Genomic DNA, 21137 nt, shown 5'->3' with positions numbered 1-21137 from the left:
ATGTTAAAAGAGCTTTCAGAGAAGGGGAAAATGTTAAGGAAAGAATTGATAGAATTTATGGATGAAGAGGTATATCCAAATGAAGAGGTATATGAGGAACAACTAAATGCACAAGAAAGTCGTTGGATGATTCCACCAATAGTAGAAGAATTAAAGGCTAAAGCAAAGTCAAAAGGATTATGGAACTTATTTATTCCAGATGCTGAACTAGGAGCGGGTTTAACAAATTACGAATACGCATTTTTATGTGAAATTATGGGTCGTTCTTTAATCGCCCCTGAAATCTTTAATTGTAATGCACCAGACACGGGAAATATGGAAGTCTTAATTAAATATGGAACTGAGGAACAAAAAAACAAGTGGCTTGGATCTTTATTAGAGGGTGAAATACGATCTGTTTTTTCGATGACAGAACCAGATGTGGCTTCATCCGATGCGAAAAATATTGAAGGTAGCATTGTACGTGATGGTGATGAATATGTCATTAATGCAAAAAAATGGTGGTCATCAGGTGCTATGGATCCCAGATGTAAGATTGCTATTGTTATGGGGAAAACAGATCCTAATGCTGAAGGATACAAACAACAATCTATGATTTTAGTTCCTTTTGATACACCAGGTGTCGAAGTGAAAAGATTTGTGCCAGTTTTCGGCTATGATCACGCACCACATGGACATGCAGAAGTTCACTATAACAATGTAAGAGTGCCAGTCTCTAATATGTTATTAGGGGAAGGAAGAGGATTTGAAATTGCACAGGGTAGGCTAGGGCCAGGTAGGATTCATCATTGCATGCGAGCAATTGGTGCAGCAGAACGGGCGCTAGAATTATTAGTAACTCGTGCAAACAACAGAGAGGCTTTTAACTCTAAACTAGTAGATAAAGATACAATTCGTGAGCAAATTGCTGAAAGTAGAGTTGAAATCGAGCAAGCAAGATTATTAACCTTGCATGCTGCAAATAAAATTGACCAAGAGGGAGCCAAAGCTGCGAGAAAAGAAATTGCCATGATTAAAATTGCAGCACCAAGAGTATCTTTAAATGTTATTGATCGGGCAATTGAAGTGTATGGTGGTGCGGGGGTATCAGATGATTTACCATTAGCCGCACATTGGGCAAATGCTAGAACGTTAAGAATAGTTGATGGGCCCGACAAAGTACATTTAAGGGATATTGCAAAATTGGAAATAAGAGAACAATTATAGATTTTACTAAGTAAAAATACATTTAGCGATTATTAGGTGGTGATATATTGAAATCTTGGTTTGTTTCTAAATTAGGTGATCCTGAAGAAGCTCTTGAAATAAAAGAAATTCCAAAACCTGTACCTAAAAAAGGTGAAGTTTTGTTGAAAGTGAAGGCTTTTTCATTAAATTTCTTTGACATATTACAGTGTCAAGGAAAGTATCAAGAGAAGGCATCATTACCTTTTACGCCAGGTGCTGAAATAGCTGGAGTTATTGATGAAGTAGGTGAAGGTGTAGACAGTGAATTAGGGCAACGTGTTTTAGCTACTACTGGACTTCCGAATGGAGGGTTTACAGAATGGGCTATTGTGAATGAAGAGAATATATATCCACTTGCTGATGAACTTCCATATAATCAGGCAGCATCGATGTATATAACCTACCATACCGCCTATTATGCTTTGAAAAAGAAAGCACAATTGAAAGAAGGTGAAATCCTTCTTGTTCATGCGGGATCAGGAGGAGTCGGATCTGCTGCTATACAGGTTGGGAAAGTTCTAGGTGCTAAGGTGATTGCCACAGCTGGTTCTGATGAAAAGGTAAAAATTTGTAAAAAGATGGGAGCAGACGTGGCTATTAATTATCGAGACGAAGATTTTGTGAAAGTGGTGAAAGAAGAAACAGAAGGACATTGTGCAGATGTCATTTTTGATCCAGTTGGTGGAGATGTTTTTCATAAATCAAGAAAATGTATTGCATTTGACGGTAGGTTGTTGCTCATTGGCTTTGCAAGTGGAACAATTCCTGATGTACCAACGAACCATATGCTTATAAAAAATTATTCTCTAGTGGGTATTCATTTTGGCTATTTTCGAAGGTTGTTTCCTGAAAAGGTTAAAGAGGCTCATTTGGAGTTGATGAATTTGTACAAAAAAGGAAAAATTAAACCACTAATTTATCAACATTATGCATTTGAAGACGTACCAAAAGCTTTAGATTTACTAGCTAGTCGCAAGACATGGGGGAAATTAGTAGTAACCCCTTAAAAAACTAGAATGGAGGAGAATATGAGCGGATTAGTAGAAGTGAAAGTGAATAATAAAATTGGTCATATTATGTTGAACCGCCCCGATAAATTAAATGCATTGTCAAGGGAACTAGTAGAAGAAATTATTCATTATCTTGAGGAGTATTCAAGAAACCCAGATGTCAATGTAATAATTATATCTGGAAATGGTAAATCCTTCTGTGCTGGCGGATCAATTGATACTATGCAAAACATTTCAGGAGCATCGGAAGCAGCAAAATGGGTAGAGTATGTGTCCGGACTCTCCCAGAAAATAATGGATGTTGATAAATACGTCATAGCAGCTGTTCATGGTTATGCTGCAGGTGCTGGATTCAGTATAGCACTAGCTTCAGATTTCATTGTTGCTGATACAGATGCAAAATTCGCATTAAGTTTTACAAATATCGGATTAATCCCTGATTTAGGCTTAATTAAAACGCTTACGGAGAGAGTTTCGTCTCCTATAGTAAAGGAATGGATATCATCTGGGAAGACACTTACAGCTAATGAGGCAGAATCCCATATGTTAGTTAATCGAATAGTTAAAGGGAATGTTATTTCAGAGTCAGAAAAGTTTGCGGATTTTGTTGTTAATGGTCCCATGATTGCTAATAAGTATGTAAAATATCTTGTTAATAATGTCCCTAACTTTCACCAGGAGACAGCTTTTATGCAAGAAAATATTATTCAAGTGATGATGCTTCAGACGGAAGATCATAAAGAGGGGATTTCAGCTTTTTTTGAAAAAAGAATACCTGAATTTACCGGTAGATAGTTTGTATTTTAAAAAAATTGGGAGGTTTTAAAGTGAGAAACATGAAAAGTATTCTTCTTTTATTTGTTGTAAGCGTTTTCTTTATTCTTAGTGCATGTTCTGATAGTGAGGAGACAGTAACTGATCAAGACGGAGACGGTGAAGATGGAGATGGAGAGGCTGTTGAAGTTATTGAATTACGTGCAGCTACTGGACTTAGCTCCCAGCACGCATGGTGGTCTGATAATATGGTGCCATGGATGGATCGAGTAGAAGAATTAACAGATGGTCAAGTTCAATTTGAAACCTTTTCAGGTGGAGAGCTTGTAGCTGTTCCAGATGAAGCAGATGCAGTTCTGAATGGAACTATAGATGTGGGGCTAATACTACCTATCTACCAGCCCGATCAATATCCAATGGCCGAAGTGACGATGCTTCCTTTAGCACATTCCGATGCACATATCGGGTCTAATGCATGGCAGGCGTTGTTAACAAGTGATGTAGAACTAGAAGACGGTAAAACGTATTCCGAGATGCAGTTCGATCAGTTTAAAGTATTTCCAATTTCGACAACTCAGGAATATTCAATTTCAACAACGGGAAAAGAATTCGATTCAGCAAGTGATGTAGAAGGAACGTCCCTACGTACGCCTTCAAGAATTCATGAAATGTATTCAGAAACAATTGGAGTAAATAGTGTTACGATGCCAGCAGTTGAAATGTTCGATGCATTAAGCAGGGGTTCATTTGACGGAAGCTATTATAGTATAGCCGATTGGTCTGGATATGGTTTTGAAGAGTTATTCAAATACACAGTTACAGATATAAATTTTGGGCATTTTAATGCGTTTATTGGAACTACACAAGAAAAGTGGGATGAATTCCCTGAAAATGTTCAAGAAGCAATGACTCAAGCGAATGAAGAAATTTTTTCACCGGGTGCTCAGGAATGGATAGATCGTTCAGAAGAGGCAATTGCCCAAAATAAAGAAGATGGTGGACAGTTTGTAGAATTTACTTCTTTAGATCAAGAAGTTCAAGACTTGTTTAATGAAGGCATTGAAAAAACATGGTTGGATTATGCAGAAATTCTAGAGGAGCAAGGCCTACCTGGAAATGAATTAATTGTTTTATGGCGTGACATTATCATTGAACAGGGCGGCGATGTTCCGGATAGCTTAAAAAATATAGAATAAAAGATTAACAGAAATAAATTAGTTTAGAAGAATCTTGTCACAGACTTTGGTATATAAATTTTAACCTTTGTTCTATTGTGCTAAAGCATGAGAAAGTGACAAGATCTTCTACATTGTTTTGAATACTTGAAAGGTAGGGGTATGTAATGAGTAGTTTTGTGGTTATAGTAATTATCCTTACAATGTTAGTCCTTTTTCTAGTATCAGGTTTGTATATTCACTCCGTTTTATTTGCAAGCGGTGTAATAGGTCTGATTTTATTGGAAGGCTTTAGTATTCTGCCAGGATTATTAGGTAATGAACCGTTTAATCGTGTTGCGGGCTACACATTAACTACTATTCCTTTGTTCGTTTTAATGGCACAATTTATCCTCCAGTCTGACATTGTAAAAGATATTTTTTATATAGTAAATAGAGCATCAAGAGGTAAAAACAGTGTTTTAGGAATATTAACACTTATGATTGGTGGAGTACTAGGAGCTGTCTCTGGATCGGGAACAGCAACAGCAGCTTCATTAGGGCAAGTGGCAATACCAGAATTACGCAGACATGGATACAGTGCTCCATTATCAGGTGCTATTGCAGCAGCAGGGGGCTCCTTATCAGGTATTATTCCTCCTAGTATTATTCTCATCCTTTATGGTGTAGCTACTGAAACGCCAGTTGGTCAATTGTTTATAGGTGCTATCATCCCTGGAATATTGGTTATGATAGTCTTTATTTTGGTAATGTTAGTGTATTTTAAAGTGGATAAAAATGAAGTGGAGATAGATGATGAAGTTGCATCCACTGAGGAACAATCAGATTATAAGGTTTCTGTTTTGCGGCTTTCTGCTGCCGGAACTGTTTCTCTTCTAATTATGCTCATTATATTTGGAGGAATTTATTCTGGGATTTTTACACCGACCGAAGCCGGAGCTGTTGGTGCCTTTGCAGGATTATTGGCAGCGCTTGTCCTAGGGAAGATAAATTCTACTTTTATCAAAAAATCTGTTGTGGAAACAATTAAATTAACCGGTATGGTTATGTTAATTATGATAGGTGCTCAAATATTTGGACGATTTGTATCCTTATCATTATTACCGAGAAAAATAATTGCCTTGTTAGAACCAATCATGGATACGCCAGCACTAGTTTTGGTTATTATTTCCGCTATTCTATTTATCATGTTCATGTTCATTGAAGGGGCCGCTGTCATATTGATGTCAATCCCTGTACTTCTACCTATTATTACAGAACTTCAAGTTGACTTATTGTGGTTTGGAGTGTTTGTAGGCATTATCTGTACGATTGGATTGATCACTCCTCCAGTTGGCTTAAGTGTATACGCAGTAGCAGGAGTTAGTAAAATCCGACTAGAGCCGATATTTCGAATCGGGATGGTATTTGCGGTTGCAGTATTGGTAGTTGTTTGTGGATTAATGATTTCGTTTCCAGAAATAGCAACGTTTTTACCTGATTCAATGGATTCTTGAAGGAAAGGATGAATATTATGAAAGGCGTATTAAGTGTATATAAATATTTCGATTACATTAAAATTATTGGTGTCTGGATTAGCGGAATTAGTCTTATTGGTATGATGTTATTCATTGTCTATGACGTTTTTTTAAGAAATATTGTAGAAAATTCGATTAATGGTGGATTTGAAATTGTTCAGAACTATTTTATGCCTATTGTCGTTTTTCCTTCTTTAGCGTATGTCTACTCGTCGGGCGTTCTGCCAAAAATGGATATGTTAATAGAGCGTTTTAAAAACAAAACAAAAATGTTTATTATTATCGGGATGGTACTTATTGAAATTTTTGTTCTCATTTTAATGACTCAATTTTCCTTAGAGTATGCGTTGAACGGATTGGAAAGAGAAATAGCATTTCCTGCTGCAGGAACACTCTATCCGCTTTATCCAATATTCTTCTTCGTACCTATTGCATTTGGATTAATTATTGTGGAGAACATATTTATTCTTATAAGGAACTTAATTGAAAAGCAACCATCATTTCTATTCAAAGGTGAAGATAAAAAATAAAGGTTGATTGTATGCGAAAAGTAAATGTCATAACGCAAAAAGAATTAGTAGATTCAAGCTCAATTAGTAGTTGTACTGCAGTAGTCGTGGATGTTTTTCTTGCAACATCAACAATTGCTTATTTATTAGAAAATAATTATGAGCCTGTTTATGCAGTAAAGGATGCTAAAAAGGCATTAGAAGCAGTCAAACAGCAACAAGGTCACTTTCTACTATTGGGTGAGACTAATGGTGAATTAATAGAGGGATTTTTATATCCTGACCCTAGCCTTATCAAACCATCTGAGCAAGAGCAAGCAGCCATTATATGCTCAACTAATGGAACGATAGGAATCGAAAACGCAAAGCAAGCAAAAGTTTTATATACTTCTTCTCTTATTAATGGGCACCGAATTGCCGAAGTAATTGATTCACAAACGGATGATTCATCCATTATTATTGTTTGTTCAGGAAATGCAGGTCGATTTTCAATGGAAGACTTTGTAGGTGCAGGACATCTAATTGATAAGCTTGTAAGGGTAGGAATATATGAGCTTTCTGATTCAGCAAAATTAGCAAGAGATGCCTTTCAACATGCTAAATCAAAGAGTTTTAATAACTTACTAGACAGCGAAACATCTCATCTCCTTAGGGACACAGGCTTTGAAAATTCCATACAGTGGACGATAGATCATTTTGAAAAAGTAAATGCAGTGCCTGTATTTAAACGGGATAAACTTATTAACGATTTTAGAAAAGAAAGCTTTTAAATAGAAAGGTGGATGAATAGTGAAAGAATCCAGATTATCTTTTGTGTCATATGAAATATCAGACTTCATTTCTACTCTAACGATAGATCACCCTCCTTTAAATGTACTAACTGATGAACTATTAAATGAGTTAGATAGTGCCATAGATGCAGTACTTGGTTACGATGCGTGTAGAGTTTTAATAATACGGGCAAAGGGTGAAAAAGCGTTTGTTGCTGGAGCTGACATTAACCAATTTTCTACTCTTGATGAAGTTAGTGGCAAGAATTTAGTGGAAAAAGGAAAAATGATTTTTGATAAATTAGCTGGTGCTCCATTTCCAGTCATTTGTGCGATAAACGGGTTGGCATTAGGTGGTGGATTAGAATTAGCCCTTGCGTGTGATATTAGAATAGCAGAACAAAAGGCAAAAATGGGTTTTCCGGAAACAGGCTTAGGAGTATTACCAGGATATGGAGGTACACAACGGCTGCCAAGATTGATTAGTGTTGGAAAAGCAAAGGAATTAATCTTTTCAGGAGTTATAATTTCTGCAGAAGAAGCCTATGAAAATGGTCTAGTAGAAAAAGTTGTTTCCAATGGTGAATCGTTGAAGGAGTCATTGGTCTTAGCAGAAAAAATTGCGGGTAAAGCACCAATAGCCGTTTCAAAGGCAAAAGCTACGATAGACAGAGGATTTGCGGTTTCCTTGGCTGAAGGACAAGAAATAGAAACGAGATCTTTTGTAGACCTATGTCAAACAGAAGATTTGAAAGAAGGAGTAAATGCCTTTGGAGAAAAGCGAAGAGCGGTATTCATAGGAAAGTAAGTGAAAAGAAAGGGGATGCATGTGGTGCCTGCAAGTATATTAATAGACGATAAAAATATAAACTGGGCTAAGTTTGAAGCGTTTCTGCGTGAATCGATAAAGGGAATTCCGAATAACCCTATGAATGTAAAGAAATTCTCTGAAGGTTACTCTAATTTAACCTATTTGGTCTATTTTGGAAATTGGGAAGCTGTTTTAAGAAGACCCCCCTTTGGAGAAATTCCACGAAAAGCACATGATATGAAGCGAGAGTATACTATTTTAAGCAAAATCAACCATGTATATCCACTTGCGCCCAAACCATTTATATATAGTGAAGACCCTGATATTATGGGAAGGCATTTTTATGTAATGGAGAAAAAAGAGGGCATTGCGATTGACGATCAATTACCAGCCGTATATGGAAGTACTGTAGAAGCTGGATCAGTCATTTCGAATAGTATCTTAAAAGCTTTAATAGAATTACAATCAATTGATTATAGAGCATCAAATTTAACGGATATTGGAAAGCCAGAAGGATACTTGGAAAGGCAAGTAAATGGATGGATGAAGCGATATAAACACTCGAAAACAGATGACTATCAAGATGTTAAGGAATTAGAAGATTGGTTCTTGAAAAATATTCCTACCACTTCGGAGACAACGATTGTTCACAATGATTTTAAACTAAACAATATTTTATTAGATTTAAAAGATCCTAGTAAAGTGAACGGAGTGTTGGATTGGGAACTTTCCACGATTGGTGATCCAATGACAGATGTTGGTTCAACAGTAGCTTATTGGGGACAATCGGGTGATCCCGATTTAGGAATTAATATCGTAACGAATCAACAAGGCTTTTACGATCGTCGGGAATTAGTGGAAAAATACGCCAAGATGAGTGGCCGTGATGTTTCTGGTATTAATTTTTATGTAGCATTCGGTTTTTATAAATTAGGTGTTATATTGCAACAAATTTATTACAGATGGATAAAAGGGGAATTGGATGATCCTAGATTCGAGCATCTAAATAAGGCAGTCTTAAATAATTTTGAAATGGCAAATTTAACACGGGAAAATAAAATTTTGTGAATAAAGAAGTGATAATATGACAGAGGAACTTGTCCATTATTATAAGCCTTTTAAGATAGAAGCAGGAAAGATAAATGCTTTTGCAAAAGCTATAGGTATAATAAATCCTATTTATTTTGATAGGAATGAAGCACAAAAACAAGGGTATAGTGATATTCCAATCCCACCAACCTTTGCAACTGTTATTGAATACTCAAATGAAAGAGATTATTATCAGTTTTTTAAAGAACTTGATCTTAAATCTGAAAATGTATTACACGGTGAACAAACATATGAGTATATTCAGGATATTTGTGCCAATGACACGGTCACAGCTACGCTTAAAGTGGAGGGAAAGGAATATAAAGGTGATAAGATATTTTATTATTTGAAAACGATTTATAAAAATCAATTTTCTGCAATCGTTTTAGTCAGCAAGTCTACGTTGATTGATACAGGGGAGGTACCAAGTGATAGAAAAGACACTTTCAAAAGAGCCAATAAAACCGATTGATTTAGTGAAATATGCTGGAGCTTCTGGGGATTTCAATCCTGTTCATACGGTTCCTGAAGAAGCATTAAAGATGGGACATCCTAGTGTTATCGCTCATGGAATGTATGTGATGGGTCTAGTTTCACAGGCAATTGATAAATGGTTTTCTTATGGAAAAATGAATTCATTTCAGGTTCGCTTTATGGCACCTATATATCCTGGTGACTTGTTGACTATTAAAGGCTATTTGAATGATGAAAGTGTTAACCATAATTTAATGAAGGGCGAAGTTGAGGTAGTAGATGGAAATAATAAAATAAAATTAAAGGGTTCGTTTGAACTTTTTGATAAAAGGAGGTAGAGAGAATGAGTGATGTTTATATTGTGGATGGTGCACGTACTGCCTTCACCAAATTTGGTGGATCATTTGCTAATACTGGTGCAACACAACTTGGAAAAGCAACAGCAGTCGAGGCTTTAAATCGATCAAAAGTCAACCCAGAACAAGTGGATCATGTAATCTATGGTAATGTAATTCACACTGGAAGAAATGCATCCTATGTTTCCAGACATATTGGTTTACTTAGTGGAATTCCACAAGAAATTCCAGCTCTAACGTTAAACCGTTTATGCGGTTCTGGAATGCAAGCAGCCGTTACAGCTGTACAGCATATTTTGGTAGGTGATGCCAATATTGTATTAGCAGGTGGTACTGAAAATATGTCCCAGTCTCCATATTCTAATTTTAAACAACGTTTTGGAGGCTCTAAAATGGGAGATTTAGCGTTCGAGGATATGTTGTTAGCAACATTGAACGATGAATATACAGGAATGGGTATGGGAATGACTGCAGAAAAGTTAGCGGAGAAATACGATATTTCGAGAGAGGAACAGGATCAATTATCTATTGAGTCACATAATAGCGCCAAAAAGGCATTTATTACTAATATTTTCGAAGAAGAAATAGTTCCAGTTGAGGTGAAGAAGAAAATAGACAGTGTCCTGGTGAAGGAAGATGAACATATTAAACCAAATGCAACTTTAGAATCCATGAGTAAGCTTAGACCGTCTTTTGTTAAGGGTGGATCAGTAACGGCAGGGAATTCTTCAGGTATAAATGATGGTGCAGCATCAATGATCATAGCAAGCAATAAGGCTGTGACAGAAAATAGTTTAAAACCTGTTGCTAGAATTGTATCTTGGGCTGTTGCAGGTGTTGATCCAACTATTATGGGAGTTGGGCCAGTTCCTGCTATAAGAAAAGCACTAGATCATGCAAACCTTACGTTAGATGATATGGATCTAGTAGAAGTGAATGAAGCGTTTGCTGCACAATATTTGGCAGTAGAAAAAGAGTTAGGGCTGGATCGTGAAAAAACAAATGTCCACGGAGGTGCCATTGCTCTTGGACATCCCGTAGGAGCGAGTGGGGCTAGAATTCTACTATCTTCCTCTTATGAATTAAGACGCCGCAATGGCAGATTTGCAGTTGCAAGTTTGTGTATTGGTGGAGGACAAGGAATTGCGATGGTGATTGAAAATGTCTAAACTGCCATTGATAATCGCACCAATGTTCTTGGTCTCCACTCCACAAATGGTTATTGAAGCTGGAAAAGCTGGTGTAATTGGCTCCTTTCCACTCTTAAATGCACGCCCTATAGAAAAATGTGCAGAATGGATGGAACAAGTAAATAATGAACTAGGCGAAGTTCCTTGGGCGGTTAATTTTATTTGCCATAAAAAATCAAACAAGAGGTATGATAGTGACCTTCATATGATAGAAAAGTATAAACCCCCTATTGTGATTACGTCTCTTGGTAATCCTGGAGATGTCATTGATATTGTACATAACTATGGTGGTATAGTTTATTCTGATGTTGCAACGGTTAAACATGCTAAAAAGGCTGCAGAAACTGCAGTAGACGGACTTATACTCGTATGCGCTGGTGCTGGTGGGCATGGTGGAATATTAAATCCATTCTCTTTTATCAATGTTGTAAAACAATTTTATGATGGAACAATCATCTTATCTGGTGGTATGTCCACAGGGAAAGATATTGCGGCCGCAAAGTTAATGGGGGCAGACTATGTCTATATGGGAACCCGTTTTTTAGCAGCAAATGAAAGTAATGCACAGGATGAATATAAACAAATGGTAATTGATAAGACTGTGAGTGATATTATTTATACCAGTGCATTTAGTGGGGTACATGCGAATATCTTAATTCCAAGTTTAATACAGCAAGGTATTGATCCAAAAACATTGAAGTCGAGAGAAGATGTCGACCTTTCTCACTTAGTTGATGTAAAGGCATGGAGGGATATTTGGTCTGCAGGACATGGAATAAACACAGTCCAAAAACGTGAAACAACAAAGGAAATCATAGGTCAACTGATAAAAGAATATAAAAAGGGGGTATCTGATTTTGTATGAAACAATTAGAACGGAATTAAAGAGTGGAATTATGACTATCATTTTAAACCTTCCTGACACGTTGAATGTATACACGGATCAAATGAGTGAAGAGCTGATTCACGCTTATCAAAATGCTAATAACAATGATGATGTTCGTGTCATTATTGTGACTGGTGAAGGTAGGGCTTTTTGTGCGGGCATGGATCTAAGTGAAGGGGAAGCAACCTTCACCTCTAGTAAAGATGAGGATGAGTATCGAGACAGTGGTGGCCAACTTAGTTTACAAGTATACGAATTACAAAAACCAATCATTGCAGCGATTAATGGTCCGGCAGTGGGAATTGGTTTGACGATGACACTCCCAATGGATATACGGATTGTAAAAAAGGATGCTAAAATCGGGTTTGTTTTCTCAAAACTGGGTATTGGGCCTGAGGCGGCTTCAGGTTGGTTTTTGCCACGTATTGTTGGAATCGGTAAGGCGTTGGAATGGATGTATACTGGTCGTTATATACCTACTTCAGAAGCAGTTAAGCATGGTTTGGTTCACTATGAAGAAGAGGAACCATTGAAAAAAGCTTATGAAATAGCAAAAGATATAGCAGAAAATACGGCTGCTACTTCTAATAGATTAGTCAGACAGTTGTTATGGAAAATGACAAGTGAAGATCACCCTTACCAATCCCATCTTATAGAGTCTAAGTTTCTTTATTGGGCTGGAAACAATACAGATGCAAAAGAAGGAATTCAGTCGTTCTTAGAAAAAAGACCTGCTAAATTTCCGCTAAAAATTAGCGATGTACCAGATTTTTTTAAAGGGGAGGAGAAAAGATGAAAATAGGAGTATTAGGATCAGGAATAATGGGGAACGGAATAGCTCAAGTCTTTGCAATCAGTGGATATGATGTTGTTTTAATAGACCTTAGTGAGAAGGAGTTAAAATCAGCACAGGACACCATGTCAAAAAGTTTAAATAAATTGTCCAAAAAGCAAAAGGATATACAAGTGATTGATGTATTAAATCGAGTAGAATTTACAACTAATAAGAATTCCCTAAAGGATGCCGATATCGTAATTGAAGCTATAACTGAAAATATAGATGTAAAGAAGGCAGTATTTAAAGAATTAGACAAATTATGTAACCCCAAAACGATATTAGCATCTAACACTTCTAGTCTATCAATTACGGAATTGGCTGCTGTTACACAGCGGAGTGATCGTGTATGTGGCTTACATTTTTTTAATCCAGTTCCACTAATGAAACTAGTCGAGGTTACGGGCACAGAACTGACATCAAATGTGACACTTGAAAAAGTAGAAGGTCTAGTTGCAAATGCTAATAAAGAAAGTATACGTGTTATTGATACTCCTTTATTTGTCGTAAATCGTCTTTTAGTTCCGATGATATGTGAGGCGATTTTGTTAGTAGATGAGGGAACTGCAAGCCCTGAAGATATTGATAAAGGTATGAAGTTAGGTGCACATCATCCAATTGGACCACTTTGGCTTGCTGACATGATTGGATTAGATACCATGCTGCATATTCAGGAAGCTTTATATAATAAGAAAGAAGATCCAAAATATAAAGTGCCAGAATTGTTGAGAAGAATGGTTTCTTCTGGAGAGCTTGGAAGAAAAAGTGGTAAAGGATTTTATGAGTACATATAAAAAACGTGTGTTCATTTAGCAAACTTTTAGAATATATGGAGTACTAAGAGGCGCATGAATATCATGCGCCTAATTAATTAGCTGGCTTCAGAATTTGGATCGTGTTTAATGGCACTTTCTTCTGATTTGCCAATGATTAGAGCCCCTGCCGCGTCACCCGTGATATTGGTAGCGGTACGGAACATATCCATGAAACGATCGACACCTGCGATGAGTGCAATAGCTTCTAGAGGTAGGTTTACAGCAGTTAAAACAAGTACTAACATAACCAATCCAGCCCCTGGTACTCCAGCTGTTCCAATAGAACCGAGGGTTGCGATGAGAACGACCATTAACATTTGCCCAAAGGATAGCTCAACTCCAAATGCTTGTGCGGTAAACAAGGTTGCAACACTTAAATAAAGCGATGTTCCATCCATATTAATGGTCGCACCTAATGGTAAAACAAAACTAGAAATCTTTTTGGATACGCCTAAGTTATCTTCGGTACATTTTATGGTAACTGGTAGTGTTCCTGAACTGCTTTGTGTACTAAAAGCAACTAAACTCGCTGGTGCTATTCCTTTGAAAAATTGAAATGGGTTCATTTTTCCAAGCGTTTTGACGGCGATCGAATAAGTTACGAACGCATGGACAATACAAGCTAAGGCAACGACCGAAATTAACTTGATTAAAGGAAGCAAAACAGATAATCCGTATTGTCCAATGATCGGAGCTAATAAACCGAATATACCAATAGGAATAAGCTTCATGATTATCCAGGTGATTTTATACATAATCTCTGCAAGTCCATCAAAGAAGTGATACACCGGATCTGCTTTTTTACCTACTATTGTAATACCAATACCTAAGAAAAGGGAAAAGAAGATGATTTGTAAAATATTCCCGGTTGATAAGCTTTCAAGTGGATTGGTAGGTATAATGTTTAAAAATATGTCGGCAACACTTCCTGTTTCTGTAGCTTCTGGTACTTCACCAGGATTGGAGATATCGACACCTGATCCAGGGGAGAACAATAAGCCAGCAGTTAGACCGATTGTAACGGCAATAAGTGTAGTGCCAATATAATAACCGATCGTTTTTCCACCAATTCTTCCAAGCGTTTTCATGCTTCCAGTACTAGCAACACCTACAATGAGCGAAGATGCAACTAAGGGAACAATAATGAATTGAATGAGACGTAAAAACAGATCCCCTAATGGTTGAACAACTTCAATGCTCGGTCCAAAAATAACCCCAGCAATGATAGCGATTACAAACGCAATTAAAATTTGCGGAAGTAACCCAATTTTTCCAATTTTCGCCACTAAGAACTACCTCCTTTAAGAATTTTTATGAGTGATTCGAGGTGTATTACAGACCTTGAATCCTATTAAATAAATATGTTTTGTGTATAACATTAAGAACTCCATCTAGGGAATTTGCTCTCACGACAAAGAAGGCAAGCCCTTATGCAGGCTTGCCTTTTATCTATAGATCAATTATTTAATTATCCGCGTCTACCGCCTCTACCGCCACGCTTTGTGTCGGTGCTGCGTTTAAGTGTAGATAGGTTTTCTTCACTCGTTTTTAAGAAATTAGCCATTTTATCTTCAAAGCTTTCTTTTGGCTTAAACTTACCTTTTGGACGAAAGTCTTTAGAGTTTCCGCCACTTCTTCCCTGGCGTGTTGGACGTTCTCCAGCAGGTCGATCAATTGCTTTTTTGATTGATAATGCAACTTTTCCATCTTTCTCGTTAATCACTTTTACTTCAACTTCATCACCTAATTTAAGATGATCATTAACATCTTTCACATAGCTATCAGCTACTTCGCTGATATGGACAAGGCCTGTTGTGCCGCCTGGTACTTCTACAAATGCTCCGAAATTAGTGATACCTGTTACTTTACCTTTCACCTTGCTACCTACTTCAACTGACAAAAAAGTTCCCCCTCATTAATTATAAAACCAACTTATTATAACAAATTTAAATGAAATTATCAATATTTGTTGAGCAATAGATTATTAATTTAACCTTTCATCAAGGAGTATTCCTCAAATCGTATTTAATAAACGTCATACAGGTACTGTTGGTATCCGTTAAAAAAATACAACATATGAATATAGTAACACACCTTATCAAAAATAGAAGGGGGGAGTAAAATGAAAAAATTAAGCCTTTTTTTTACGATGGTCATGTTGATTGGACTTGTCATGCTGGCTGCTTGTTCAAAGGATAGTACTGGTTCTGATTTAGCCGATCAATCAGATATAGAAAAAACAGATCCCTCTACAGAAAATCATAGCAATGAAGAGGATATTACTGAAGTAGAGGAACAAGATGAACAACCTGTTGAAGAAGATCCGGCTCCAACAACGGTTAAAAATCATCAAGTGGTTCTTTATTTCTCCGATAATGAGTTAATGGATATTTATCGTGTTGAACAAGAGGTGGAGGTAAAACAAGGGGATCAGGTGGCAATGTCCGCACTAACTACGTGGATTAATGGACCTGAACACGAAGAATTAACAGGATTAATTAATTCTGAAGTAACGATTGAATATTTGGAAGAAGTGGACGGCATCGCACATGTAAGTTTTTCAAATGAGATTCTAAACAGCAATCTAGGTTCAAGTGGTGAGTTAATGTTGGTTGAACAAATTGCCATGTTGATGCAACAATTTGGGTTTGACCAAACGCAGATTTTAGTGGAGGGGAACGTAAGTGAAACGTTGTTTGATCATTTTTATACTGGTGACCCAATTGTAGCAAATGATCCTGAGAGCTATCTTTGGGCTGATGATATGACAACAGATGAGATCGTATTACAAAACGAAGCTTTTCGGATTTATCAACCTGCACCACATGCTGAAGTTCGAGACCGAATTGTTGTTCGCGGGTCAGCCAGGGTTTTTGAAGGGACGATAGTATACGAATTTGAAGACGGACACTTTATTTTGGATGAAGGATTCACTACAGCTACTGGTGGCGCTCCTGAATGGGGGGCATTTGAGATTATTATTGAACTTGATGATGTCACAGATTACACTGGTACCATAATCCTCTTTGAAGAAAGTGCCCAAGACGGATCCCGAATTAATGAACTGCAAATTCCTGTTTATGTTATAGACTAACTTCCTAAAACCCTACTATCAAATCCACATAACTCCTATTAAAGGGCGCTATTCTTTATTAAAGGATATGCGCCCTTGTTGTTATTTGCAAAAATTACTGTGTATACTATGCATCGTATAAAGCAATAAGCCTATTTCCGTTCACGGCATATAAAAAGTTCACCAATTGTTACGGACATCCAACCAAGAGAGTCAGATATAAAGACTATTCTTCTATATTTGTTTTTCGAATATGTTAACCAATACGTTATTTTTCTTTACATTTTTAATGTTTGCGTTAGGAAACGGAACTCTGATTGCTTGCTTTTGTTATTCTTCCAATATTTTGATATGCTAATTTTCAGTACTTAAAATGGAAGGTTAAGGTTAGGTATGAAATCAAACAATCAAGATTCTAACATTTTAAAAATATCTGCCTATGGTGCATTGTTTTTTGCTGTAATGGGGATATCCTGGGGAATAATAGCAAATTCACAAATGATTATTTTCGACGGGCTGTATTCCTTTATTAGTTTTGGTTTATCTTTATTATCATTGTTCGCTTATTCATTTATTCAAAAAGAGGATCAAAAGCGATTCCAGTATGGTAAAGATATCATTGAACCTTTAGTTATTATATTTAAGGCAAGTGCAATTATAGCGATGTGTCTATTTGCGGTTTCTTCCTCGATTATTGACCTTTTAAAAGGGGGGCGCGACGTTGCCTTAGGTTCTGCCGCAATGTATGCGTTGATCGCTACTGTTTTGTGCATGTTCGTTTATTTCATGATGAAGACCAAACAGGGAAACTCTGAATTTGTGAGAGCTGAAGCTGCACAATGGTTAATGGATACTATTTTAAGTGCAGCTGTGTTATCAGGTTTTGTAATGGCGCTTATGCTGAATCAGACAACGTTATCCTTCTTAACTCCCTATGTTGACCCAACTATGGTGTTAATAGTCTCACTTTATTTTTTAAAAATGCCTATTCGAATGCTGATCAATAATGCCAAAGAGTTATTAATGATGGCACCATCAACTGATATTCAAAATCAGGTTGAACAAGCCGTGCAACGAGCGAAAGTTAAATACAACTTTTACGAAGATGCTACGAGAGTCACCAAGGTTGGGAAAACAATTTTTATTGAAATTAACTTTGTCTTAAGTAAAGAAACAACTATACACAATGTAGATGAGCTTGATGTGCTCAGAGAAGAGTTAGACACAGAGCTTCATATTGAAGGATATAATAAGTGGTTTACTCTCTCCTTTACAAACGACCGAAAATGGGCATTTTAGAACGATTACAAACTTATAGAGCCTTCCTGTCCTACTTTTTTTCTGTTGCATAACTAATAGCTCCGATGGCGACCCCCAGTAATGCGCCTCCGACTACCTCAATGGGCATGTGTCCCAGTAATTCTTCTAATTTCTTTTTACGTTTTTTGTGATCGTAACCGGGGGTGGTATCGGCAAACTTTTCTAACTGTTCGTTTAATACATTTACTTCCATAGCAATTTCTCCCGTTTGCCTTCGAATTCCCATTGCATCATATACAACAATCAAACTGAAAATACTACTAACACCGAAATCTATCGACGGAATGCCTTTTTTCAGGGCAACATAAGTGGTAAGTGCTGCAACAGCTGAGGAATGAGAACTTGGCATATCACCGGTGCCAAAAAGTCTTTTCCAATCCCAAGTACCGTGTTCCATATATTTCACAGGTACTTTTAAAAATTGCGCAGTGCCAATCCCAACTAAAGCTGTTAGTAATGATCGATTTAACATATGCTCACCTCAAGATATAGGATGAGAAATAAATCTATCTTTTATTCAAAATGAGCAAACAAAAGGTGAGCAAGATTACAGTATCTCGCTCACCTTTAGGCTACATCTATTTAATATACTTTATCGCCATTAAAAATCGAATTTTTTACAACCACATAATCGACGTGGCGAATGGATTCCAGCTTGCTTCCTCCAGCATAAGAAATCGCCGATTGAAGGTCTTGTTCCATTTCTTTTAGTGTATCTCCTAATGCACCTTTATGCTCCACATACATTTTCTTACCTTCTACGTTTTTCTTTTCACCTTTTTGGAATTCAGAAGCAGAACCAAAGTATTCTTTGTAAAGCTTTCCATCTTTCTCGAAAGTTTCTCCAGGTGATTCTTCATGTCCAGCAAATAGTGAACCGATCATGACCATTGTAGCACCAAATCTGATTGATTTAGCGACATCACCATGTGTGCGGATGCCCCCATCAGCAATGATAGGTTTACTTGCTGCTTTTGCACACCACTTTAGTGCAGCTAATTGCCACCCGCCTGTTCCAAAGCCAGTTTTTATTTTTGTAATACATACTTTCCCTGGTCCGATACCTACTTTTGTTGCGTCCGCACCAGCATGCTCCAATTCTCTTACTGCTTCTGGAGTACCGACGTTCCCGGCAATAACAAAACTTTGAGGTAAATATTTTTTAATATGCTGAATCATTTTTATTACAGCGTCGGAATGACCATGCGCGATATCGATCGTAATGAATTCCGGCGTAAGTTTTTCTTCGGATAATTGCTGGATAAAGCTATATTCATCTTGTTTAACCCCAACACTAATTGAAGCAATTAATCCACGTTTTCTCATATCATGAATAAATGAGATACGCTTCTCGGGTTCGAATCGATGCATGACATAGAAATATCCATTTTCTGCTAAGGAAGTTGCAATCTTTTCATCTATAATCGTTTGCATATTTGCAGGTACCACAGGCAATTTGAATGAATGTCCACCTAAGGTCACTGTTGTATCACATTCAGAACGGCTATTCACAATACATTTTGCAGGAATTAACTGAATATCTTCATAATCGAATACATTTTCCAAGTTAAACACTCCTAAAAACGAATATTATTTAACATTATTATATAATTGTTCGTACATTGATAATTTACCTTATTTTGCTCCATATGTCAAAGCATTTAAGGATAATGAATGAAGTATATATTAACTCTCCGAATGAGGGGGGAGGGAAAAAACCATCCATTAATACTATCTCGGCAGATGTGAATTTTAACTCATATTAATGATTGCATAAAGCATTTCTATTTAAGTTTGGAAAATTTCCCCTGGCTAGAAGATAAATGACCATCATGATTAGGAAGAGAATAAACGTATTGCCAATTTATAGTTTCATAAAGTCCTAACCAGTTAAGCAATGGTAAACCCACAAATGTGGTAGTTGCACCTAAAACAATTGCCTTTAACCATGGCTGTTGGTTTAACTAACAAAAATAGCATAACAAACGTTGGAATCATAAAATATTCCAAGGAATATAGCCTGCTGCTGGGGGGGATTCATAATTGTATTCCCATAGCCGATAAGTTATTCCCTGATAATAGTTGAAAAAAATTCCGCATAAAACAAACATCCGCGTTTTCTTTCTTTCGTATCCAAATCCAAATTAGTAAACAAGTTATAATAATTGCTACGGAGATCCACCATTGCCACGTCAATAAAACGTGATCAAGCCATATTTGTATCTTTTCATTATAAGCTGGTCTAAAAAGCTCCGTATTTTTTTGCATTAATGATTTACGGTTATGTTTTACTAGTGGCAAATTTTTATTAAATCCAACCTTTTCTTATGGTGGTATTGCATTATTAAATCGATCAAAAGTAATTAGTAAACATACACTGTCCATGACTGCTATTTCGTGGGCTTTTATTTGGGGGAAGTTTCCTTTGACATTACTATGAATTTTAGCGAGACTAGCGAGAAAGTGGAAATGCTGATAAAACATTGAAAGTCGCTGATAAAATTTAATTTTCACTGATAAAGGGTTGAAAGTCGCTGATAAATCTCAAGAAAAAGCCGATAAATTTAAAAATTCGCTGATAAACTTCCTTCTGACAAGATGACATATAAAAAAGTTAAGTCATCTTAGCAATATTGATTTTTCAATGTGAATTCTCTTTAGAAAATCGATTAATAGGCGAAATTTCAATTGAAAAAAATCAGATCATCGATGGATTCATACCTAAAATTAGATTTTAAGAACGAATGGCAAATTGATTCGGTTGAGTTGTAGCAGTATAATGAAAGAAAATAGAAAGAGAGGCTTCAAAATGAAAAAGTCAATTCTTCAAAAGAATTGTTTGAAAGAAGTGAGAAACGATTCAAGAGGAAATAGATGAAGTTAAGGAATTAATGAAGATGATCCGTGAAAGCAGGAAGGAATACAAGGTAGGTATGTATAAATCTACTAGTAAAATTGTTGAATCCATTAATATATGGTTAAATGCATTACGATTAGTATACAAAATCGGAATTACCCCATTCAAGTACAAGTTTCATGAAGTAAATAACTTCACCCTAACATCTCCATTTTAACGTACTTCCGAAAGAAGTCTCCCTCTTCAAGTGTGTGAAGGGCGTAGCCCAACGGTAAGGGGGAGATGAATTTCGGTTGGGCGACAGCCCAAAGGCTTTTTCTTTTGCTTTTTTTGTCCATCACGGTATAATCAGTATTATAAAGTATAAGGATTGATATAACATTGAAATTAGACAGCAATAATCATTCAGTATTCTTGATGTATTATCATCTTGTGTTAGTCGTGAAATA

At 36.6% G+C, this 21137-nt stretch carries 22 protein-coding genes and 1 pseudogene; 19 read left to right on the top strand and 4 right to left on the bottom strand.

From position 1 onward, the window contains the following. The 15 genes from ACFQ3N_RS15705 (at position 1) to ACFQ3N_RS15635 (ending at position 13417) form a co-directional block, all read left to right on the top strand. Positions 1-1206 (top strand): acyl-CoA dehydrogenase family protein, encoded by a 1206-nt coding sequence (locus ACFQ3N_RS15705; protein ID WP_390363486.1) that lies wholly within the window; start codon positions 1-3, stop codon positions 1204-1206. Positions 1207-1253: 47 nt separating this feature from the next. Continuing rightward, positions 1254-2234 carry an NADPH:quinone oxidoreductase family protein gene (locus ACFQ3N_RS15700; RefSeq protein WP_390363485.1) on the top strand — a complete coding sequence of 327 codons (981 nt, stop codon included), beginning with the start codon at positions 1254-1256 and terminating at the stop codon, positions 2232-2234. 21 nt (positions 2235-2255) lie between these two features. Continuing rightward, positions 2256-3032: an enoyl-CoA hydratase/isomerase family protein gene (locus tag ACFQ3N_RS15695; RefSeq protein ID WP_390363484.1), complete on the top strand. Its 777-nt coding sequence runs from the start codon at positions 2256-2258 to the stop codon at positions 3030-3032. A gap of 41 nt (positions 3033-3073) precedes the next feature. Next, positions 3074-4207 carry a TRAP transporter substrate-binding protein DctP gene (gene dctP, locus ACFQ3N_RS15690; protein WP_390363494.1) on the top strand — a complete coding sequence of 378 codons (1134 nt, stop codon included), beginning with the start codon at positions 3074-3076 and terminating at the stop codon, positions 4205-4207. A gap of 146 nt (positions 4208-4353) precedes the next feature. Then, positions 4354-5682, top strand: a complete 1329-nt coding sequence (locus tag ACFQ3N_RS15685) for a TRAP transporter large permease (protein ID WP_390363483.1) — start codon at positions 4354-4356, stop codon at positions 5680-5682. Between the two features lie 17 nt (positions 5683-5699). Then, complete coding sequence (locus ACFQ3N_RS15680; protein WP_390363482.1) at positions 5700-6233, top strand: TRAP transporter small permease; 534 nt, start codon at positions 5700-5702, stop codon at positions 6231-6233. Positions 6234-6244: 11 nt separating this feature from the next. Then, the gene (locus ACFQ3N_RS15675; RefSeq protein ID WP_390363481.1) at positions 6245-6982 is read left to right on the top strand and encodes a 2-phosphosulfolactate phosphatase; all 738 of its coding nucleotides are present in this window, start codon (positions 6245-6247) and stop codon (positions 6980-6982) included. Between the two features lie 19 nt (positions 6983-7001). Then, complete coding sequence (locus ACFQ3N_RS15670; protein ID WP_390363480.1) at positions 7002-7790, top strand: enoyl-CoA hydratase/isomerase family protein; 789 nt, start codon at positions 7002-7004, stop codon at positions 7788-7790. 24 nt (positions 7791-7814) lie between these two features. Next, on the top strand, positions 7815-8861 hold the full coding sequence (locus ACFQ3N_RS15665) for a phosphotransferase family protein (protein ID WP_390363479.1): 1047 nt from the start codon (positions 7815-7817) through the stop codon (positions 8859-8861). 16 nt (positions 8862-8877) lie between these two features. Beyond that, entirely contained in the window at positions 8878-9354 is a 477-nt protein-coding gene (locus ACFQ3N_RS15660; RefSeq protein WP_390363478.1) for an FAS1-like dehydratase domain-containing protein, read from the top strand. After that, entirely contained in the window at positions 9311-9694 is a 384-nt protein-coding gene (locus ACFQ3N_RS15655) for a MaoC/PaaZ C-terminal domain-containing protein (RefSeq protein WP_390363477.1), read from the top strand. The genes ACFQ3N_RS15660 and ACFQ3N_RS15655 overlap by 44 nt, the downstream gene beginning before the upstream one ends. Before the next feature lie 5 nt (positions 9695-9699). Beyond that, positions 9700-10881 (top strand): acetyl-CoA C-acetyltransferase, encoded by a 1182-nt coding sequence (locus ACFQ3N_RS15650; RefSeq protein ID WP_390363476.1) that lies wholly within the window; start codon positions 9700-9702, stop codon positions 10879-10881. Then, positions 10874-11767: an NAD(P)H-dependent flavin oxidoreductase gene (locus ACFQ3N_RS15645; RefSeq protein ID WP_390363475.1), complete on the top strand. Its 894-nt coding sequence runs from the start codon at positions 10874-10876 to the stop codon at positions 11765-11767. Before ACFQ3N_RS15650 ends, ACFQ3N_RS15645 begins: the two co-directional genes overlap by 8 nt. After that, positions 11760-12584, top strand: a complete 825-nt coding sequence (locus ACFQ3N_RS15640) for an enoyl-CoA hydratase-related protein (RefSeq protein ID WP_390363474.1) — start codon at positions 11760-11762, stop codon at positions 12582-12584. The genes ACFQ3N_RS15645 and ACFQ3N_RS15640 overlap by 8 nt, the downstream gene beginning before the upstream one ends. Beyond that, complete coding sequence (locus tag ACFQ3N_RS15635) at positions 12581-13417, top strand: 3-hydroxyacyl-CoA dehydrogenase family protein (RefSeq protein ID WP_390363473.1); 837 nt, start codon at positions 12581-12583, stop codon at positions 13415-13417. The genes ACFQ3N_RS15640 and ACFQ3N_RS15635 overlap by 4 nt, the downstream gene beginning before the upstream one ends. A 77-nt stretch (positions 13418-13494) precedes the next feature. Here the strand turns inward: ACFQ3N_RS15635 and ACFQ3N_RS15630 are convergent, their stop codons facing one another. Together ACFQ3N_RS15630 and ACFQ3N_RS15625 are read right to left on the bottom strand one after the other, a co-directional pair. Next, positions 13495-14715 (bottom strand): dicarboxylate/amino acid:cation symporter, encoded by a 1221-nt coding sequence (locus ACFQ3N_RS15630; protein ID WP_390363493.1) that lies wholly within the window; start codon positions 14713-14715, stop codon positions 13495-13497. Positions 14716-14906: 191 nt separating this feature from the next. Further along, entirely contained in the window at positions 14907-15338 is a 432-nt protein-coding gene (locus tag ACFQ3N_RS15625) for a S1 domain-containing RNA-binding protein (RefSeq protein ID WP_390363472.1), read from the bottom strand. 222 nt (positions 15339-15560) lie between these two features. Between ACFQ3N_RS15625 and ACFQ3N_RS15620 the strand changes: the two genes are divergently transcribed. Next, a complete protein-coding gene (locus tag ACFQ3N_RS15620; RefSeq protein ID WP_390363471.1) occupies positions 15561-16532 on the top strand; it encodes a Gmad2 immunoglobulin-like domain-containing protein in 972 nt (323 codons plus the stop codon). Positions 16533-16904: 372 nt separating this feature from the next. Further along, positions 16905-17810: a cation diffusion facilitator family transporter gene (locus ACFQ3N_RS15615; RefSeq protein WP_390363470.1), complete on the top strand. Its 906-nt coding sequence runs from the start codon at positions 16905-16907 to the stop codon at positions 17808-17810. A gap of 31 nt (positions 17811-17841) precedes the next feature. Here ACFQ3N_RS15615 and ACFQ3N_RS15610 read toward each other — a convergent pair whose 3' ends face one another. Continuing rightward, positions 17842-18303 (bottom strand): divergent PAP2 family protein, encoded by a 462-nt coding sequence (locus ACFQ3N_RS15610; protein ID WP_390363469.1) that lies wholly within the window; start codon positions 18301-18303, stop codon positions 17842-17844. A 110-nt stretch (positions 18304-18413) separates the two neighbouring features. Beyond that, positions 18414-19397, bottom strand: coding sequence for a GMP reductase (gene guaC, locus ACFQ3N_RS15605; RefSeq protein ID WP_390363468.1), 984 nt, complete (start codon positions 19395-19397; stop codon positions 18414-18416). Positions 19398-20722: 1325 nt separating this feature from the next. On the opposite strand from guaC, the gene ACFQ3N_RS15600 reads away from it, so the two are divergent. Beyond that, positions 20723-20905, top strand: coding sequence for a hypothetical protein (locus tag ACFQ3N_RS15600; RefSeq protein WP_390363467.1), 183 nt, complete (start codon positions 20723-20725; stop codon positions 20903-20905). Positions 20906-21069: 164 nt separating this feature from the next. Continuing rightward, positions 21070-21137, top strand: a pseudogene (locus ACFQ3N_RS15595) (IS200/IS605 family transposase); the annotation flags it as partial.

The sequence above is a fragment of the Virgibacillus byunsanensis genome (genome assembly GCF_042675965.1).
Classification (GTDB): Bacteria; Bacillota; Bacilli; order Bacillales; family Amphibacillaceae; genus Virgibacillus_R; species Virgibacillus_R byunsanensis.
The sequence above is the reverse complement of the archived record's forward strand: the minus strand, read 5'-3'. Positions and strand labels throughout refer to the sequence as shown.

Coding starts and splice junctions, on each gene's coding strand:
- ACFQ3N_RS15705 (WP_390363486.1), top strand. CDS start 1: ATGTTAAAAGAGCTTTCAGAGAAGGGGAAAATGTTAAGGAAAGAATTG.
- ACFQ3N_RS15695 (WP_390363484.1), top strand. CDS start 2,256: ATGAGCGGATTAGTAGAAGTGAAAGTGAATAATAAAATTGGTCATATT.
- dctP (WP_390363494.1), top strand. CDS start 3,074: ATGAAAAGTATTCTTCTTTTATTTGTTGTAAGCGTTTTCTTTATTCTT.
- ACFQ3N_RS15685 (WP_390363483.1), top strand. CDS start 4,354: ATGAGTAGTTTTGTGGTTATAGTAATTATCCTTACAATGTTAGTCCTT.
- ACFQ3N_RS15680 (WP_390363482.1), top strand. CDS start 5,700: ATGAAAGGCGTATTAAGTGTATATAAATATTTCGATTACATTAAAATT.
- ACFQ3N_RS15675 (WP_390363481.1), top strand. CDS start 6,245: ATGCGAAAAGTAAATGTCATAACGCAAAAAGAATTAGTAGATTCAAGC.
- ACFQ3N_RS15660 (WP_390363478.1), top strand. CDS start 8,878: ATGACAGAGGAACTTGTCCATTATTATAAGCCTTTTAAGATAGAAGCA.
- ACFQ3N_RS15650 (WP_390363476.1), top strand. CDS start 9,700: ATGAGTGATGTTTATATTGTGGATGGTGCACGTACTGCCTTCACCAAA.
- ACFQ3N_RS15645 (WP_390363475.1), top strand. CDS start 10,874: ATGTCTAAACTGCCATTGATAATCGCACCAATGTTCTTGGTCTCCACT.
- ACFQ3N_RS15635 (WP_390363473.1), top strand. CDS start 12,581: ATGAAAATAGGAGTATTAGGATCAGGAATAATGGGGAACGGAATAGCT.
- ACFQ3N_RS15620 (WP_390363471.1), top strand. CDS start 15,561: ATGAAAAAATTAAGCCTTTTTTTTACGATGGTCATGTTGATTGGACTT.
- ACFQ3N_RS15615 (WP_390363470.1), top strand. CDS start 16,905: ATGAAATCAAACAATCAAGATTCTAACATTTTAAAAATATCTGCCTAT.
- ACFQ3N_RS15610 (WP_390363469.1), bottom strand. CDS start 18,303: ATGTTAAATCGATCATTACTAACAGCTTTAGTTGGGATTGGCACTGCG.
- ACFQ3N_RS15600 (WP_390363467.1), top strand. CDS start 20,723: ATGAAGATGATCCGTGAAAGCAGGAAGGAATACAAGGTAGGTATGTAT.